At 28.7% G+C, this 16,937-nt stretch carries 30 protein-coding genes; all 30 read left to right on the top strand.

Annotation, left to right across the window (positions count from 1 at the left end):
- Window positions 1-11: 11 nt before the first annotated feature.
- The 30 genes from fusA (at window position 12) to rpsD (ending at window position 16,921) form a co-directional block, all read left to right on the top strand.
- The gene (fusA, locus tag ACZ5EC_RS11775) at window positions 12-2,075 is read left to right on the top strand and encodes an elongation factor G (RefSeq protein WP_464302674.1); all 2,064 of its coding nucleotides are present in this window, start codon (window positions 12-14) and stop codon (window positions 2,073-2,075) included.
- A gap of 176 nt (window positions 2,076-2,251) precedes the next feature.
- Window positions 2,252-3,469, top strand: a complete 1,218-nt coding sequence (gene tuf, locus ACZ5EC_RS11780) for an elongation factor Tu (RefSeq protein WP_464302675.1) — start codon at window positions 2,252-2,254, stop codon at window positions 3,467-3,469.
- A gap of 68 nt (window positions 3,470-3,537) precedes the next feature.
- The gene (gene rpsJ / locus ACZ5EC_RS11785; RefSeq protein ID WP_464302676.1) at window positions 3,538-3,849 is read left to right on the top strand and encodes a 30S ribosomal protein S10; all 312 of its coding nucleotides are present in this window, start codon (window positions 3,538-3,540) and stop codon (window positions 3,847-3,849) included.
- 33 nt (window positions 3,850-3,882) lie between these two features.
- The gene (rplC, locus tag ACZ5EC_RS11790) at window positions 3,883-4,548 is read left to right on the top strand and encodes a 50S ribosomal protein L3 (RefSeq protein ID WP_464302677.1); all 666 of its coding nucleotides are present in this window, start codon (window positions 3,883-3,885) and stop codon (window positions 4,546-4,548) included.
- A gap of 13 nt (window positions 4,549-4,561) precedes the next feature.
- A complete protein-coding gene (rplD, locus tag ACZ5EC_RS11795) occupies window positions 4,562-5,251 on the top strand; it encodes a 50S ribosomal protein L4 (RefSeq protein ID WP_464302678.1) in 690 nt (229 codons plus the stop codon).
- Window positions 5,252-5,389: 138 nt separating this feature from the next.
- Complete coding sequence (gene rplW / locus ACZ5EC_RS11800; RefSeq protein ID WP_464302679.1) at window positions 5,390-5,680, top strand: 50S ribosomal protein L23; 291 nt, start codon at window positions 5,390-5,392, stop codon at window positions 5,678-5,680.
- A gap of 21 nt (window positions 5,681-5,701) precedes the next feature.
- Window positions 5,702-6,523 carry a 50S ribosomal protein L2 gene (rplB, locus tag ACZ5EC_RS11805; RefSeq protein ID WP_464302680.1) on the top strand — a complete coding sequence of 274 codons (822 nt, stop codon included), beginning with the start codon at window positions 5,702-5,704 and terminating at the stop codon, window positions 6,521-6,523.
- Window positions 6,524-6,805: a 30S ribosomal protein S19 gene (gene rpsS / locus ACZ5EC_RS11810; RefSeq protein WP_464302681.1), complete on the top strand. Its 282-nt coding sequence runs from the start codon at window positions 6,524-6,526 to the stop codon at window positions 6,803-6,805.
- 15 nt (window positions 6,806-6,820) lie between these two features.
- Window positions 6,821-7,183 carry a 50S ribosomal protein L22 gene (gene rplV, locus ACZ5EC_RS11815; RefSeq protein WP_464302682.1) on the top strand — a complete coding sequence of 121 codons (363 nt, stop codon included), beginning with the start codon at window positions 6,821-6,823 and terminating at the stop codon, window positions 7,181-7,183.
- On the top strand, window positions 7,184-7,840 hold the full coding sequence (rpsC, locus tag ACZ5EC_RS11820) for a 30S ribosomal protein S3 (RefSeq protein ID WP_464302683.1): 657 nt from the start codon (window positions 7,184-7,186) through the stop codon (window positions 7,838-7,840). It abuts the gene before it with no gap.
- 11 nt (window positions 7,841-7,851) lie between these two features.
- Entirely contained in the window at window positions 7,852-8,277 is a 426-nt protein-coding gene (gene rplP / locus ACZ5EC_RS11825; protein WP_464302684.1) for a 50S ribosomal protein L16, read from the top strand.
- 3 nt (window positions 8,278-8,280) lie between these two features.
- Window positions 8,281-8,475, top strand: a complete 195-nt coding sequence (rpmC, locus tag ACZ5EC_RS11830; RefSeq protein WP_464302685.1) for a 50S ribosomal protein L29 — start codon at window positions 8,281-8,283, stop codon at window positions 8,473-8,475.
- Window positions 8,476-8,490: 15 nt separating this feature from the next.
- Window positions 8,491-8,745: a 30S ribosomal protein S17 gene (gene rpsQ / locus ACZ5EC_RS11835; protein WP_464302686.1), complete on the top strand. Its 255-nt coding sequence runs from the start codon at window positions 8,491-8,493 to the stop codon at window positions 8,743-8,745.
- Between the two features lie 10 nt (window positions 8,746-8,755).
- Window positions 8,756-9,124 (top strand): 50S ribosomal protein L14, encoded by a 369-nt coding sequence (gene rplN, locus ACZ5EC_RS11840; RefSeq protein ID WP_464302687.1) that lies wholly within the window; start codon window positions 8,756-8,758, stop codon window positions 9,122-9,124.
- A gap of 19 nt (window positions 9,125-9,143) precedes the next feature.
- Window positions 9,144-9,479 carry a 50S ribosomal protein L24 gene (gene rplX, locus ACZ5EC_RS11845; protein WP_464302688.1) on the top strand — a complete coding sequence of 112 codons (336 nt, stop codon included), beginning with the start codon at window positions 9,144-9,146 and terminating at the stop codon, window positions 9,477-9,479.
- An 11-nt stretch (window positions 9,480-9,490) separates the two neighbouring features.
- Window positions 9,491-10,048, top strand: coding sequence for a 50S ribosomal protein L5 (gene rplE / locus ACZ5EC_RS11850; protein ID WP_464302689.1), 558 nt, complete (start codon window positions 9,491-9,493; stop codon window positions 10,046-10,048).
- A gap of 32 nt (window positions 10,049-10,080) precedes the next feature.
- On the top strand, window positions 10,081-10,266 hold the full coding sequence (locus ACZ5EC_RS11855) for a type Z 30S ribosomal protein S14 (RefSeq protein WP_464302690.1): 186 nt from the start codon (window positions 10,081-10,083) through the stop codon (window positions 10,264-10,266).
- 10 nt (window positions 10,267-10,276) lie between these two features.
- Window positions 10,277-10,678 (top strand): 30S ribosomal protein S8, encoded by a 402-nt coding sequence (gene rpsH, locus ACZ5EC_RS11860; RefSeq protein ID WP_464302691.1) that lies wholly within the window; start codon window positions 10,277-10,279, stop codon window positions 10,676-10,678.
- Window positions 10,679-10,712: 34 nt separating this feature from the next.
- The gene (gene rplF, locus ACZ5EC_RS11865) at window positions 10,713-11,267 is read left to right on the top strand and encodes a 50S ribosomal protein L6 (RefSeq protein ID WP_464302692.1); all 555 of its coding nucleotides are present in this window, start codon (window positions 10,713-10,715) and stop codon (window positions 11,265-11,267) included.
- A gap of 34 nt (window positions 11,268-11,301) precedes the next feature.
- The gene (gene rplR / locus ACZ5EC_RS11870) at window positions 11,302-11,655 is read left to right on the top strand and encodes a 50S ribosomal protein L18 (protein ID WP_464302693.1); all 354 of its coding nucleotides are present in this window, start codon (window positions 11,302-11,304) and stop codon (window positions 11,653-11,655) included.
- A 13-nt stretch (window positions 11,656-11,668) separates the two neighbouring features.
- Entirely contained in the window at window positions 11,669-12,193 is a 525-nt protein-coding gene (gene rpsE / locus ACZ5EC_RS11875) for a 30S ribosomal protein S5 (protein WP_464302694.1), read from the top strand.
- A 9-nt stretch (window positions 12,194-12,202) separates the two neighbouring features.
- Complete coding sequence (rpmD, locus tag ACZ5EC_RS11880; protein WP_464302695.1) at window positions 12,203-12,391, top strand: 50S ribosomal protein L30; 189 nt, start codon at window positions 12,203-12,205, stop codon at window positions 12,389-12,391.
- A gap of 2 nt (window positions 12,392-12,393) precedes the next feature.
- Window positions 12,394-12,870 carry a 50S ribosomal protein L15 gene (rplO, locus tag ACZ5EC_RS11885; protein ID WP_464302696.1) on the top strand — a complete coding sequence of 159 codons (477 nt, stop codon included), beginning with the start codon at window positions 12,394-12,396 and terminating at the stop codon, window positions 12,868-12,870.
- 28 nt (window positions 12,871-12,898) lie between these two features.
- Window positions 12,899-14,227 (top strand): preprotein translocase subunit SecY, encoded by a 1,329-nt coding sequence (gene secY, locus ACZ5EC_RS11890; RefSeq protein ID WP_464302697.1) that lies wholly within the window; start codon window positions 12,899-12,901, stop codon window positions 14,225-14,227.
- Between the two features lie 69 nt (window positions 14,228-14,296).
- Window positions 14,297-14,932, top strand: a complete 636-nt coding sequence (locus ACZ5EC_RS11895; protein WP_464302698.1) for an adenylate kinase family protein — start codon at window positions 14,297-14,299, stop codon at window positions 14,930-14,932.
- An 82-nt stretch (window positions 14,933-15,014) separates the two neighbouring features.
- Window positions 15,015-15,233, top strand: coding sequence for a translation initiation factor IF-1 (gene infA / locus ACZ5EC_RS11900; protein WP_464302699.1), 219 nt, complete (start codon window positions 15,015-15,017; stop codon window positions 15,231-15,233).
- A gap of 144 nt (window positions 15,234-15,377) precedes the next feature.
- The gene (gene rpmJ, locus ACZ5EC_RS11905; RefSeq protein ID WP_464302700.1) at window positions 15,378-15,491 is read left to right on the top strand and encodes a 50S ribosomal protein L36; all 114 of its coding nucleotides are present in this window, start codon (window positions 15,378-15,380) and stop codon (window positions 15,489-15,491) included.
- A gap of 15 nt (window positions 15,492-15,506) precedes the next feature.
- A complete protein-coding gene (gene rpsM, locus ACZ5EC_RS11910) occupies window positions 15,507-15,878 on the top strand; it encodes a 30S ribosomal protein S13 (protein WP_464302701.1) in 372 nt (123 codons plus the stop codon).
- Between the two features lie 14 nt (window positions 15,879-15,892).
- Window positions 15,893-16,282: a 30S ribosomal protein S11 gene (rpsK, locus tag ACZ5EC_RS11915; protein WP_464302702.1), complete on the top strand. Its 390-nt coding sequence runs from the start codon at window positions 15,893-15,895 to the stop codon at window positions 16,280-16,282.
- Between the two features lie 21 nt (window positions 16,283-16,303).
- Complete coding sequence (rpsD, locus tag ACZ5EC_RS11920; RefSeq protein ID WP_464302703.1) at window positions 16,304-16,921, top strand: 30S ribosomal protein S4; 618 nt, start codon at window positions 16,304-16,306, stop codon at window positions 16,919-16,921.
- The last annotated feature ends 16 nt before the right edge of the window (window positions 16,922-16,937 follow it).

Here is a 16,937-nt window from a genome sequence, read left to right on the forward strand (position 1 = left end):
ATTGTAGTAGAATGAAAGAAGTAAGCTTAGAGAAATATAGAAATATTGGTATAATGGCTCACATTGATGCTGGGAAAACTACTACTACTGAGAGAATATTATTCTATACTGGACGAACTTATAAAATCGGTGAAGTTCATGAAGGTACTGCTGAAATGGATTGGATGGCTCAGGAGAAAGAAAGAGGCATAACAATTACATCAGCAGCTACCACAACATTTTGGAGAGAACATAGAATAAATATAATTGATACTCCAGGACATGTTGATTTTACAGTTGAAGTTGAAAGATCGTTAAGGGTTTTGGATGGTGCTATAGGTGTATTTTGTGCAGTAGCAGGCGTTGAACCTCAATCTGAAACTGTTTGGCGACAGGCAAATAAATATAATGTTCCCAGATTAATTTTTGTTAATAAAATGGATAGAATGGGAGCTAACTATTTTAATGTTAGAGACCAAATTATAGATAGATTAGGTGCAAAACCATTGGTTATTCAAATACCTATGGGTGCTGAAGAAGAGTTTAAAGGTGTTATTGATCTTGTAAAAATGAAAGCAATTGTTTGGGAAGGTGATGAATTAGGAGCAAAATTTAACTATCATGATATTCCGGATGATTTGATTGATCAAGCTGAAGAATACAGGGAGTTAATGCTTGAATCTATTTCAGATGTTGATGATTCATTGATGGAAAAATTTTTAGAAGGTCAAGATATTTCTGAGGATGAAATCAAAGCAGCTATTAGAAAAGGTACTATAAAGATGAAGTTTTTTCCTATGCTATGTGGTACTGCTTTTAAGAATAAAGGGGTTCAACCTTTATTAGATGCAGTTGTTGACTATTTACCTTCTCCAGAAGATATTGGAAAGATAAGTGGTATCCATCCAAAAAGTAGGGAAGAAATTGAAAGAAAGATTGATGAAAAAGAACCTTTTTCTGCTTTAGCATTTAAAATAATGAGTGATCCTTATATTGGTAAATTAACTTTTATGAGGATTTATTCTGGAAGATTGAATCAAGGTGATACAGTTTATAATTCTTCTAAAGAAAAAAATGAGAGAATTGGAAGAATTGTTTTAATGCATGCAAATAAAAGGGAAGAGATAAAAACAGCTAAAGCAGGAGATATTGTTGGGATTATAGGATTGAAGAATACACAAACTGGTGATACTTTATGTGAAAAGAATAATCCTATATTATTAGAATCAATGATATTTCCTAAACCTGTAATTTCTATTGCTATTGAACCTAAGTCTAAAGCTGATTATGATAAATTAACAAATGGTTTAGCAAAATTAGCAGAAGAAGACCCTACATTTACAGTAAGGGTTGATGAAGAAACAGGTCAAACTATTATTTCAGGTATGGGAGAATTACATCTTGAAATAATTGTTGATAGATTGAAAAGAGAATTTAAAGTTGAAGCTAATATTGGTCAACCTCAGGTTTCTTATAGAGAAACAATTAGGGGGACTTCTAAGGTTGATAAAAAATATGCAAGACAATCTGGTGGTAGAGGTCAATATGGTCATGTTGTTATTACTGTAGAACCTTTAGAACCAGGAAAAGGTTTTGAATTTGTAGATAAAATTGTTGGTGGAAAAATACCAAGAGAATATATACCAGCTGTTAGAAAAGGTATTGAAGAAGCTATGGAAAATGGAATACTAGCTGGTTATCCAGTTACTGATGTAAAAGTAACTTTACTTGATGGTTCATATCATGAAGTTGATTCATCTGAGATGGCTTTTTCCATTGCAGGATCCATGGCATTCAAAGAAGCCTGCAAAAAAGCCAATCCAGTACTACTTGAACCAATAATGGCACTAGAAGTTATTATCCCTGGTGAATACCTTGGAGATGTTATGGGAGATGTTAATTCAAGAAGAGGTAAAATTTTAGGGATGGAAGATTCTAATATGGGAAAAATTATTAAAGCGCAGGTGCCATTAAGTTCAATGTTTGGATATGCAACAGTGTTGCGATCCAAAACACAAGGAAGAGGAACTTACACTATGCAATTTTCTCATTATGAACAAGTTCCTGAAAGTATTCAAGAAAAACTTGTTAAATAAGAGTAAATTGATAGAAAGTTTATTTATTCTTTAGAATTATTTACATTATTATTAAAAATTTACTATATTATTATTTTATAATATAAAAATACTTTACAAAATTTAGATATATGCTATTAGATTGCAACTAATAGCATATTATATATATTTTTTTGTTAATATTTAGGAGGATTAAAATGGCTAAAGAAAAGTTTCAGAGAAACAAACCTCATCTTAATGTAGGTACAATTGGTCACGTAGATCATGGTAAAACTACTTTGACTGCTGCGATTACAATGATTAGTGCTGCAAGAGGTATGGCTCAAGCAAAAAAATTTGAAGAAATTGATAATGCACCTGAAGAAAAAGCTAGAGGTATAACAATTAATACTCAGCATGTAGAATATGAAACTGAAAAAAGACATTATGCACATATCGATTGTCCAGGACATGCTGATTATATCAAGAACATGATTACTGGTGCTGCACAAATGGATGGTGCAATTTTGCTAGTTTCAGCTAATGAAGGTCCAGAACCACAAACAAGAGAACATATCTTATTAGCTAAACAGGTAAATGTTCCATATATTATTGTTTTCTTAAACAAAGTAGATATGGTAGATGATCCTGAATTAGTTGATTTAGCAGAAGAAGAAACAAGAGATCTTTTAAACAAATATGGATTTCCTGGTGATGATATCCCAGTTATTAGAGGTTCTGCTTTAAAAGCAATGGAATGTGGTTGTGGTAAGGATGATTGTCCTAATTGTAAACCTGTTATTGAGTTACTCCACACTATGGATGAATATTTCCCTGAACCAGTTAGAGACTTAGACAAACCTTTCTTAATGCCAATTGAAGATATTTTTTCAATTAAAGGTAGAGGTACTGTTGTAACTGGAAGAGTTGAAAGAGGTAGAATTAAAGTTGGAGAAAAAGTTGAAATAGTTGGTTTTGGTGAAACAAAAGAAACCGTTGTTACTGGTGTAGAAATGTTTAGAAAAGAATTAGATGAAGGTGAAGCTGGTGATAATGTTGGTTTATTGTTAAGAGGTATTGAAAAGAATGAAGTTGAAAGAGGTATGGTTATTGCTGCACCTAAATCTATTACTCCACATAAGAAATTTAAAGCTCAGGTTTATATTTTATCTAAGGAAGAAGGTGGAAGACATAAACCTTTCCATAAAGGTTATAGACCACAATTTTATTTTAGAACTACTGATGTTACAGGTACTATTTTAAATATTGTTAACCCACAGACTGGTGAAGAAGAAAAGATTGCTAATCCAGGACAGAATATTACAATGGAAGTTGAATTAATTTATACTGTAGCTATGGAAAAGGAATTAAGATTTGCTATTAGAGAAGGTGGTAGAACTGTTGGAGCTGGAGTTGTAACTGAAATTATAGAATAGTTTGTTTATTTTTGATAAAAAAAGGAGAAGGTTTCCCTTCTCCTTCTATTAACTGGAGGATAATTGGAATGAAAAAATCTAGAATCAGAATTAAGTTGAAAGCTTATGATCATGAGGTTGTTGATAACGCTTCTTCAGAAATAATTAAAACTGTTAAAAGGGTTAAAGCGAAGGTAGCGGGACCAATTCCTCTTCCTACTCAGATAAAAAGATATACAGTTTTGAGATCACCTCATGTACATATTACAAGTAGAGAGCAATTTGAAATTAGAATTCATAAAAGGATGATAGATATTATTAATCCAGATGAGAATACAATGGATGCTTTATCTAGGTTAGAATTGCCTAATGGTGTTGATGTAGAGATAAAGCAAATCTAATATTCTAAAAAATTTACTAAAAAAGGATAAAATATGCTTGGTTTAATAGGTAAAAAGATTGGAATGACTCAAATTTTTGACCAAAATGGTAATGTAATACCTGTTACAGCTATACAAGTTGGCCCCTGTACAGTACTTGAGGTAAAAGAAAAAGAAAAAAATGGATATAATGCTTTAAAGTTGGGGTTTGAAGATATAAAAGAACAAAAAATAAATAAACCACAATCTGGTTATTTTGAAAGATTAAATGAAATAGTTAAAGAAATAAATAAAGATATAAAAATTTCTCCAAAAAAATATATTAGAGAATTTAAACTTGCAGCTGGAGAAAACAAATATTCTATAGGTGAGGATTTAACAGTAGAATTTTTTGAAAATGTTAAGTTTGTTGATGTTAGTGGTAAATCTAAAGGTAAAGGATTTGCTGGTGTAATTAAGAGATACAATGAAGGTAGAGGTAGAATGTCTCATGGTTCTAAATTCCATAGAGCACCAGGTTCTACAGGTCAATGCGTTTCTCCATCAAGAGTTCATAAAAATAGAAAAATGCCTGGTCATTTAGGAAATGAAAAGGTTACAGTACAAAATTTGGAAGTGGTAAAAGTTATTAAAGAGAAAAATATTTTACTTGTTAAAGGTGCTATTCCTGGTACTAAGAATAGTCTAGTAATTGTAAAAAAAGCTGTAAAAAAGTCTTAAATAAGGATTGAATATGCAGGTAACATTATATGATTTAAATAATAAAGAAAAAGAAAAGATTAAAATTTCGGATGATATCTTTAATGCTAAGGTTAACGATTATCTTATCTGGTTAGCTGTTAATGTAGAAGAAGCAAATAAAAGAATTGGTTCTGCAAATACAAAAACAAAAGCAGAAGTTTCAGGATCTGGTAAAAAACCCTGGAGGCAAAAAGGAACTGGTAGAGCCAGAGTTGGATATAAAAGAAATCCTGTATGGGTTGGAGGTGGAGTAGCATTTGGTCCAAAACCAAGATCATACAAAAAAAGAATAAATAGAAAAATGAAACAAAGAGCATATATCTCTTTATTGTCATTAAAGAACAAAAAAGGACAGATTAAATTTATTGAAGATATAAAAATTTCTGAAGGAAAAACTAAAGAAATCAAGAAAATTCTTGATAATTTTGGTTTGGATAAATCTGTTTTATTAATTTATGGTGATAAAACAACTGTTGAAAATGTTAATAATGAAAATGTTTTCACTTTATCTGAAAATGATAAAAAAATTAAGAAAGCTGCTAATAATATTGAATATTTAAAAACTTTACACTGGAATATTTTAAATAGTAAAGATTTATTTTATAGAAAAAATATTATTATTACAGAATCTGCATTAAGATATCTTGAAGAGAAATATTTAAAAGCTCTTAAAAAAATATAAAATGTATTGTATAAAAAAGAATTTAGAAAAAATTGTTTATGGATTAGATAATTAAACTAAAAAATAAAAGTAAATAGTAAAGATTGTAAATAACAAATATTCAAATTAACAATTTTGATTAAAAAAAAGGATGAAAAAATGAAACTGGACATTAATGACATTATTTTAAAACCAGTAGTTTCTGAGAAAGCAACAATGTTACAGGAAGAACATAAATATTCTTTTTATATACATCCTTCTGCTAACAGACATATGGTTAAGGAAGCAGTTAAAAAAATATTTAATGTAAATCCTATAAAAGTAAATATAGTTATAATGCCAAGAAAATTGAAAAGAGTTAGATATAAAGAAGGATATACTAAAATTAGAAAAAAAGCTATTGTTACACTGGCTAAAGGCGAGACTATTGATTTAATGCATATGGCTTAAATATAAATTAAAGGATTGAGTATGGGATTAAAACAATATAGACCAATTACACCTTCACAGAGATTTAAAACTGGTTATAGTTTTGAAGAAATAACAACTGATAAACCTTATAAACCTTTAACTGTATATTTACCAGAAAAAGCTGGAAGAAATAATACAGGTAGAGTTACTGCTAGAAGAAGAGGTGCAGGTCATAAAAGATTATACAGGATAATTTCCTTTAAAAGGGATATGTATGGTTTAACTGCAAAAGTTGAAACTATTGAATATGATCCAAATCGAAATGCAAGAATTGCATTAGTTTGCTATGAAAATGGGATTAGAAGATATATATTAGCTCCTGATCAATTAAAAGTTGGAGATAAAATTACTGAAGGAGAAGATGCTCCAATTAAGGTTGGTAATGCTTTACCATTAAAAAAGATACCTGTAGGTACAATGGTTCATAATGTAGAGATGATCCCAGGTTCTGGTGGAAAGTTAGCAAGAAGTGCAGGTACATTTTGTCAATTATCTGGATATGAAAGTGATTATGCAATTTTAACTTTACCTTCTGGAGAAATTAGGTATATTCATTCAAGTTGCTATGCAACAATAGGTATCGTTTCAAATTTAGATGCCAAAAATATTAAGGTTGGTAAAGCTGGTAGAAGTAGATGGTTAGGAAGAAGACCTAAAGTTAGAGGTATAGCTATGAACCCAATAGATCACCCTCATGGTGGTGGTGAAGGTAGAGCAAAAGGTAATCATCCTCAAACTCCTTGGGGAAAACCAACAAAAGGGTACAAAACTAGAAAGAAAAATAAAAATTCTGATAAGTTTATAATTAAGAGGAGAAAATAAATGTCAAGATCATTGAAAAAAGGCCCATATATTGAGAAAAAACTATTCAAGAAAATACTAGAAGCAAAAAAAGATCCTAAAGCTGTTGGAACAATTAAAACATGGTCTAGATCTTCTACAATTATACCTGAAATGGTTGGTATGACAATAAATGTTTATAATGGTAAAAGATTTGTTCCAGTATATGTTAATGAACAGATGATTGGGCATAAGTTAGGAGAATTTTCTCCAACAAGATTATTTAAAGGTCATAAAAAATCTGAAAAAGTTGCTAAAAGATAATAAACGGAGTAACAAATGAAAGCACATGCATATGAAAAATATTTAAGAGTTTCACCTTCAAAGGTGTTAAGATATTCAAGAGAATTAAAAATAGGGATGAGTGTGAATCAAGCTATTGCACAATTAAATTTTGTTCCTACTAAAGGTGCAAAATTACTTAAAAAAACTATTGAATCTGCAAAAGCAAATTTAATTTTTAAAGCAACTGAAGCAAAAAATGAATATGATGAAGATAAATTTGTTATTGAAAAGATATTAATACAAAAAGCTCCTACATTTAAAAGACTAAGACCTAGAGGAAGAGGTAGAGCAGATATTATTCAGAAAAGAAATACACATATTTTTGTAGAAATAAATGATGGAAGTGTGGAGGAATAAATGGGACAAAAAGTTAATCCTATAGGACTAAGGTTGGGTATAAACAAGGATTGGGCATCTCATTGGGTGGCTAAATTTTCAGAAAATGAGTTTGCAATTAAAACTGTAGAAGATGAACAAATCCGACGTTTTATCGACAAAGAGCTTAGAGATAATGCTATTTCTAAAACTGAGATTTTTAGAACAGGTGAAAAGCTTACTATTGTTCTTTATACAGCTAAACCTGGTAGTGTTATTGGTAGAAAAGGGCAAAATCTTGAACAATTAAGAAAAAAGATTGAAAAGAATATTGTTTCAAAATATACAAAATCAAACCTTCAGATTAAAATAAAAGAAGTCAAAAATAGATATCTTGAAGCAAAGCTTGTTGGTTTAGATGTTGCAAAACAAATAGAAGGTAGAATGAATTATAAAAGAGCTATTAAAAAAGCAATTGCTACCTCTTTACAGGCAGGTGCTAAAGGTATTAAGATAAGAATTTCTGGTAGATTAGGTGGTGCTGAAATGGCACGAAGTGAAATTTATCATGAAGGTAGAATTCCTTTAAGCACTCTAAGAGCTGATATAGATTTTGCAATTGTTGAAGCAAATACAAAAATGGGTCTTATTGGTTTAAAGATCTGGATCTATAGAGGTGATAAACTAAATAAAGATTAAGGGGAACTAAAATGTTGCAGCCTAATAGAACAAAATATAGAAAGAAACAACGTGGTAGAAATAAAGGTGAAGCTCATAGAAATAATAAAATTGCTTTTGGAGATTATGCATTAATTGCTACAGAAAATTGTTATATAACACCTAACCAGATTGAAGCAGGAAGAATTTGTGTTGCAAGGAAAATAAGAGGTAATGGTAAATTATGGATTAGAATTTTCCCAGATATTCCTTATACCAAAAAACCTTTGGAAACAAGAATGGGTAAGGGAAAAGGTGCTATAGATCATTATGTTGCTAAAGTAAAAAGAGGTAATATAATCTTTGAATTAGGTGGTAATATTACTGATGAAGTAGCATATAAAGCATTATTAGATGCATCGCACAAATTTCCTGTTAAATGTAAAATAATTAAACGTGATATTCTTACAGGAGTTTAAAAAATGAAAGCTAAAGAATTAAGAGAAATGAAAAATGAAGAGTTATTAAATCTTTTAAATGATCTATTAAGTAAAAAAAGAGATCTTAGATTCAAAATGGAATATGGACAGGTTGAGGATTTATCTTTATTGAACAAAACAAAGAAAGATATTGCTAGAATTAAAACTATTTTAACTCAACGAAATATAAAGGTTTAAAAGGAGCAAAGTGTAATGGAAAAGAAAAATAGAAGATATTTTACAGGTGTTGTTGTTTCTGACAAAATGGATAAAACTGTTGTTGTAAAAATTGAAAAGATGAAGAAACACCCATTATATAAAAAATATGTAAAAAGAGCTAAAAAATATAAAGCTCATGATGAAAAAAACGAAGCTAAAATTGGCGATATTGTTTTAATTGGAGAAACCAGACCATTATCAAAAACTAAATACTTTGAACTTGTAAAAATTATCGAAAAAGCAAAATAAGGATAAAGCTATGATACAACAGGAAACAATTTTAAAATCAGCAGATAATTCAGGAGCTAAAATCCTAAAATGCATTAAAGTTTTAGGAGGCTCAAAAAAACGATATGGATATATTGGAGATATAGTTGTTTGCTCTGTAAAAGAAGCAATACCTAATTCTAATATTAAAAAAGGACAGGTTGTAAAAGCAGTTATTGTTAGGACTAAATTTCCAACTAGAAGAAGAGATGGTACTTTGATAAGATTTGATGAAAATGCTGCAGTTATTATTGATAAACAAAATAATCCAGTTGGTACAAGAATTTTTGGACCTGTAGCAAGAGAATTGAGAGAAAAAGATTTTATGAAAATAATATCTCTTGCTCCTGAGGTATTATAATCTATGAGGAGAATTGAAAATGGCTCAAAATGTTAAAGTTGCGAACAAATTTAAAGTCAAAAAAAATGACACTGTCTTAATAATAAATGGAAAAGACAGAGGTAAACAGGGTAAGGTTTTAAGGGTATTGAGAGATAAACAGAGAGTTATTGTTGAAGGTGCCAACCTTGTTTCAAAAACATTGAGAAAATCTGACAAATATCCAAACGGGGGTATTGCTAAAGTTGAAGCTCCTATTCACATTTCAAATGTAATGGTTGTTTGTCCTCATTGTGGAAAACCTACTAGAATTGGTAGAAGAGATGAAAAAGGTCATCCAAGATATTGTAAGAAGTGTAATAAAAATATTGATTAGAGGTGTGATCTATGAATTTTCTAAAAGAAAAATATGAAAAAGAAATTAAACAATCAATGATGAAGGAATTTGGATATAAATCTATAATGCAAGTTCCAAAAGTTGTTAAAGTGGTTTTAAATATGGGTGTTAGCGAAGCTACCCAGGATAAAAAATATGTAAAAGAAGCTGAAGATGATCTTACTAAAATTGCTTTACAAAAACCAATTAGAACCAGAGCAAAAAAATCAATTAACCAGTTTAAATTAAGAAAAGGTCAGGAAATAGGGGTTAAAGTTACTTTAAGAAAAGATAGAATGTGGGAATTTTTAGTTAAACTTATAAATGTTGCAATTCCTCGAATTAGAGATTTTAAAGGTCTGGAAATTTCTGGATTTGATGGTAGAGGTAATTTTACTTTAGGAATTAATGAGCATACTATTTTTCCAGAGATAGAATTTGAATCTACTGAAAAAGTTAGAGGATTATCTATTACAATAGTAACTACTGCTAAAAATGATGAAGAATGTAGATATCTTTTGACTTCTTTAGGTATACCTTTTAAAAAACAAAGAGCAGAAGTTAAATAAAAAATTAAAAATGTAAAATAGAGAGGATAAAAATGGCAAAAAAATCCTTAATGGTTAAAGCTGAAAAAAAACAAAAATTTAAAGTTAGAGAATACAACAGATGCAAAATCTGTGGAAGACCAAGAGCTTATATAAGAGATTTTGGTATATGTAGAGTTTGTTTTAGAAAATTAGCAGGTGAAGGGAAAATCCCTGGTGTAAAAAAAGCTTCATGGTAAGGAGAAATTTATGGCTTATTCTGACACTATTTCAGAATTACTAACAAAATTAAAAAATGCTCATATGGCAAAAAAAGAATTTGTTGAAATTTACTATTCAAAAGTTAGAGAAAATATTTTAAACATTCTTAAAGAAAAAGGCTTTATATTAGATTATAAAGTTGAAGAAGCTAGAAAAAATGTAAAAATATTGAAAATTTTCTTTAAATATGGTGAGAATAAAACTCCAATTATTAAAGGAATTAAAAGGGTATCAAAACCATCAAGAAGAATTTATCAAAATGTTGATGAAATTAAACCAATGTATAATGGTTATGCTGTTTCTGTTTATTCCACAAATAAAGGTATTATTACTGGAAAAGAAGCTGTAAAACAAAAAGTTGGTGGTGAATTTTTATTTTATATCTGGTAAGGTTTAAGGAAAAATTGTACATAAGGGGTTTACAATGTCAAAAATTATTAGGAAACCTTTAATTGTCCCTGATAATGTTGAATTGAAAATAGAGGACCTTGGACTAAATTACAAAATTACTGTTAAAGGTCCTAAGGGAACTATGGAAAAAGAGTTATTCAATCATGTAAAAATTGAACTAAAAGATAAAGTTGTTAATTTCAATCTTGCTTCTAATGATGCTAAGAAAAGACCATTTTTAGGAACTGCTTATAGATTAATTAGTAACATGATTGAGGGAGTAGTTAAAGGATTTGAAAAAAGAATGGAAGTTTTTGGAGTTGGTTATAAAGCTGCAGTTAATGGAAAAACATTAAAATTAAGTTTAGGATATTCACATGATATCGATTTTCCAATTCCTGAAGGTATAGATATTAAAGTGGATGGATTAAAAATTATTGTTAGTGGCATTGATAAAGAAAAAGTTGGATTAACAGCTGCAAAAATTAGAGAATTAAGAAAACCTGATCCTTATAAGGGTAAAGGTGTTAGATATGAAGGTGAAAATCCTGTTAGAAAAGTTGGTAAAAAAGCTGTTGCTTCAAAATAATCTAACTGATTTTTTATTTTAAGGAGATTGAAAAATGATTAAAAATCAGAAAAAAACAAAAATAAGAAGACTAAGAAGAAAATTTAGATCTAAAAAAGGAATAATTGGGACAAGTGAAAGACCTAGACTAGTCGTTTATAGGAGTAATAGATATATCTATGCTCAGCTAATAGATGATGATAAAGGTTTTACTTTAGCCTCTGCATCTTCTCTTAAGATGAATAAAAAGTTAACTATAGAAACTGCAAAAGAAGTTGGTAGTCAATTGGCTGAAATTGCAAAAGAAAAAGGGATAAAACAAGCAGTTTTCGATAGAAATGGTTATAAATATCATGGTAGAATTAAAGCTCTTGCTGATGGAGCAAGAGAAGGCGGAATAAAGATATAAGGAGTATTTAAAGATGGGCAACTTTTATAAGAATGAAGATTCAGAATTTATTGAGAAAACTGTTAAAATTGGAAGAGTTACAAAAGTTGTAAAAGGTGGTAGAACATTCTCATTTAATTCTCTGGTTGTAGTTGGTGATAAAAATGGTAGAGTTGGTTACGGTTTTGGTAAAGCTAAAGAAGTACCAGCAGCTATTCAAAAAGCTTTAAATCAAGCTAAAAAGAATTTAGTTGAAGTTCCTCTTAAAAAAACTGGAGAAAATAAAGAAAATGTAACTATTCCACATGAAATAGTTGTTAAATACAAATCTTCAAAAGTTATGTTAAAACCTGCTGCTCCTGGTACAGGTGTAATTGCATCTGGTCCAGTTAGAACAGTAATGGAAGCTTGTGGAATTAACAATATTTTAACAAAATCAATTGGATCAAATAATCCAATTAATTTAGTTAAAGCAACTATTAAAGCTCTAACTATGTTAATGAATGATGAAGAGGTTTCTAAAAGAAGAGGAATTCCTAAAAAAGAATTATTCAAATAGGAGATATTGATGGCTAGGAAAAAAGTTAAAATAACTTTAATTAAATCACCAATAGGGTATAAAAAAGATATCAGAGATACTGTTACTGCGCTGGGTTTAAAAAAATTACATCAAACAGTTGTAAAAGAAAAAAATGCAGCTATTGAGGGCATGATCAAAAAAGTTAAATTTATGCTAAATGTTGAAGAGGAGAGTTAATTATGGCAATAGTTTTAAGAAAACCAAAAGGTGCTACACATAAAGATAAAAGGTTAGGTATTGGAAATGCATCAGGTCATGGTGGTACTTCTACAAAAGGTCATAAAGGTGCTCAATCAAGAAAAGGGTATTCAAAAAAGATAGGGTTTGAAGGTGGTCAGATGCCTTTAACCAGAAGGGTACCTAAAAAAGGATTTAATAACGGTTTGTTTAAAAAGGTTTATCAAGAGGTTCATTTAGATAGATTAAATGCATTTGAAGATGGTGCTTCTGTTTCTGTAAATGAACTTTATGAAAAAGGTATTATTAAAACTTTAGAATTACCTTTTAAAATTTTAAATGATGGTAAAGTTGAAAAAAAAGTTGAAATTATTTTAAGAAGAATTAAAAGAGGTAGAAAATTTTTAAATTATGATAAAATTTCTGCAAATGCTAAAAAAGTTATAGAAGAAAAAGGTGGAAAAATTCTATTTCAATAAAAGAGCACAATATTAGAAAGGAATGAAAATGGCAAAGAGTCAATCTCCTTTAATTAGTATTTTTAAAATTAAAGATTTAAGAACTCGTGTGTTGATTACACTTTTTATTTTATTTATCTATAGATTGGGTTCCTATATTCCAGTTCCAGGAATTGATATCTTTCAATTAAATAAATTGTTTGGCACATTGGGTAGTGGTTTATTGGATTATATTGACCTTTTTACAGGTGGTGGTTTAAAAAAATTTACAATTTTTGCATTAGGAATTATGCCATACATTACAGCAGAGATTATAATGCAATTATTAATGGCTGTAATTCCATCTTTAGAAAAGATGGTTAAAGAAGGTGGAGAAGCTGGAAGAAAAAAAATTCAGTTATGGTCAAGAATTGGAACAATTTTTATAGTAGCTTTTCAATCATTTGCTTTAACTGGATTTATTATAGGACAGGGTGGTGGGAAAATTGTTTTAATTAACCACACTTTGTTTTATATAATTTCAATTACAACTATTACTGCTGGTACGATGTTTTTGATCTGGTTAGGTGATAAAATAAATGATTATGGTATAGGCAATGGTGTTTCATTAATTATTTTTGCAGGAATTGTAGCAAGATTTCCTGGTGCTTTTAATGAAATTTTTCAGCAAATTAGATTACAGAACTTAAATATAGTTATGCTTTTAATTGTTTTGATAGTATTTATAGTTGTTATAGTCTTGGTTATTTATGAGCAGCAGGGACAAAGAAGGATACCTGTTCAGCATGCAAAAAGAATTGTTGGAAGAAAGGTTTATCAAGCTCAAGCTTCATATTTACCTTTGAAATTAAATCCTTCTGGTGTTATCCCTATTATTTTTGCATCTACTTTTTTAATGTTTCCTTCCCAATTATTAGCAATGATTGGATATAAAAGTGAAGTTTTAAGAAAGATTGCTTATTATTTATCACCAGGTTCTGTAACATATGTCATTTTATATGCTTTGTTAATCATATTTTTTGCATATTTTTACACTCAAGTAATTTTAAATCCAATTGAGATTGCTGAAAATTTAAAAAAATCAGGTGGTTATATTCCTGGAATAAGACCAGGGAAAAATACTGAAGAGTATTTAACAAAAGTTATTAATAGAGTAGTTTTACCAGGTTCAATCTTTTTAGCATTTATTGCTATTATTCCTACTTTATCTAATAGTATTTTTAATTTACCAAGAACATTTTCTTATTTAATGGGTGGTACTTCTTTGTTAATTACTGTTGGTGTTGCTCTTGATACAATCCAACAGATTGAATCACAATTAACAATGCACCATTATGAAGGATTTATGAAAAAAGGTAGAATTAGAGGAAGAAGATAAAGAAAAAGTATAAAATTTAAATTAATTAAAACTTAATTAATTAAAATTATAAAAAGGAATGAAAAAGCGATGATATTAATTTTATATGGAAAACCGGGAGCAGGTAAAGGTAGCCAGTCAAAATTGCTTGTAAAAGATTATGGATTTGTTCATATTTCTACAGGTGATATAATTAGAGATGTTATTAATAACAAAAAAGAAGGTTATGAAGAATTAAATAAATATGTATCAAATGGATTGTTAGTGCCTGATAATTTAGTAGCAAAATTATTAGTAAAACATTTAGAAAATATTAATAGTGATAAAATTATTTTAGATGGTTTTCCTAGAAATAAGAATCAATATGAAATTTTAATTAAATTATTAAAAAATAATAATAATAAAATTGTTAATGTTTTTGTTGATGCAGATGATGAAATAATAAAAAAAAGAATTATTGGTAGAAGAATTTGCCCATCATGTGGACATATCATTAATATATATAAAGATGGAGATTTAAAAAATTGTCCAGTTTGTGGTACTCTTTTAATTCAAAGAAAAGATGATACTTTAGAAATTTTAAACAAAAGAATGGAAGAATATAATAATTCTACAAAACCTCTTGTTGATTTTTTGAAAAAAAACGGTAATCTCATTGAGATTGATGGCAATAAAGACGATTTAAAGGCAATTGAAAAAGAGTTGATCAATTCAATTGGTATATAAAAAATGATTTTTTAAAAATATTTTAAATAATAATTATTTTAAGTTATTTTGAAATATTTAAAAATTCTAGATAGGGTTATTTATGGGTAAAGAAGATACTATTACTGTTGAAGGTGAAATTATTGAAGTTTTACCTAACACTTTATTTAAGATTCGTTTAGAAAACGGGCACGAAATTTTAGGACATCCAGCTGGTAAATTAAGGATGTATAATATTAGATTATTAGTTGGTGATAAGGTGAAAGTTGAATTATCACCTTATGATTTAACAAGAGGTAGAATAACTTATAGATTAAAATAGTTAAGTTTAAACATTACTATTTTAAGCAAAATTTGTTTTAAATTAATTTTTAAAATTATTTTTGTTAATTTTTTCTAAAAAATAAAAGAAAAATATATTAAAATTTAAAAAATAATAAACAGATAAATTGATTAGGAGTAAAAAATGAAGGTAAGAGCTTCAGTTAAAAAAATTTGTGACAAATGTAAAATAGTTAAAAGGCATGGTAAAGTAATGGTAATATGTGAAAACCCAAAACATAAACAGAGACAGGGTTAAAAAGGAGGAATTTAAATGGCAAGAATCGCGGGAGTTGAATTACCTAATAAACGGATAGAGATTGCATTAACTTATATTTATGGTATAGGAAGATCTCTAGCTAATAGAATATTAGATGAAGCTAAAATTGATAAAACTAGAAAAACAAATGAACTTTCTGATGAAGAAATCAATATCTTAAGAAGAATTATAGAAAAAAATTACCGAGTAGAAGGTGATTTAAGATCTGAAATAATAATGAATATTAAAAGATTGAAAGATATTGGTAGTTATAGAGGTAAAAGGCATATAATGGGATTACCTGTTAGAGGTCAAAGAACTAAAACAAATGCTAAAACCAGAAAAGGTCCTAAAGGAAATAGAATTGGTAAAAAAAAGAAAAAATAAGGAGTTAAAAGGAAATGGCTGAAAAGAAATCTAAATCAAGAAAAAAAATAAAAAAAGTTGTTTCTAGCGGTAAAGCTTATATTACTTGTTCTTTTAATAATACCATAATAACTTTTACTGATAAACAAGGTAATGTTTTAGCCTGGTCATCTTCAGGATCTAACAATTTTAGAGGTGCAAAAAAATCAACACCTTTTGCAGCACAGGTTGTTGTTGAAACTGCTTATAATAATGTAAAAGATTATGGATTAAAAGAGGTTGAGGTTTTTGTTAAAGGCCCAGGTATTGGTAGAGAAGCTGCAGTAAGAGCTTTAGCAAATGCTGGATTAAAAATTAGATCCATTGTTGATATAACACCTATTCCTCACAATGGGTGTAGACCTAGAAAAAAGAGAAGAATGTAAAACTTTGGAGGAAATTGCAATATGGGTAGAAATCACGAAAATAAATGTAGATATTGTAGAAGAGAGGGTATGAAACTTTTTCTAAAAGGAGAAAGATGTCATACAGATAAATGTCCAATTACTAAGAGAAAATTTATAAGAAGTAAAAGAGGAAAAGTTTCAGAATATGGAAAGCAATTAAGAGAAAAACAAAAAATTAAAAGATATTATGGTTTAAGAGAAGAACAGTTTAGATTAAATTTTGAAAAGGCTACAAAATTACCAGGAATTACTGGTGAAAATATGTTAATTTTGCTTGAAAAAAGATTGGATAATGTAATTTATAGATTAAAATTAGCTAAATCAAGAGCACAAGCTAGACAGTTTGTTTCTCACAGGATGTTTAAAGTAAATGGTAAATTAGTTAATATCCCTTCATATATTGTAAAACCAGGTGATGAAATTGAATTGTCTGTGCATGGAATAAAAAATAAAACTTTAAATGATCTTGTTCAAATGAATGAAGGTGAAAATCCAGAAGTTGAATGGTTAGTATTTGATTATCAGAATAAAAAAGGTAAAGTTGAAAGAGAACCTCAAAGAAACGATATAACCATGAGCTTTAATGAACAATTAGTTGTAGAATTCTATTCTAAATAAAATATTTAATAGTTTT

It is taken from the genome of Exilispira thermophila (assembly GCF_055389015.1).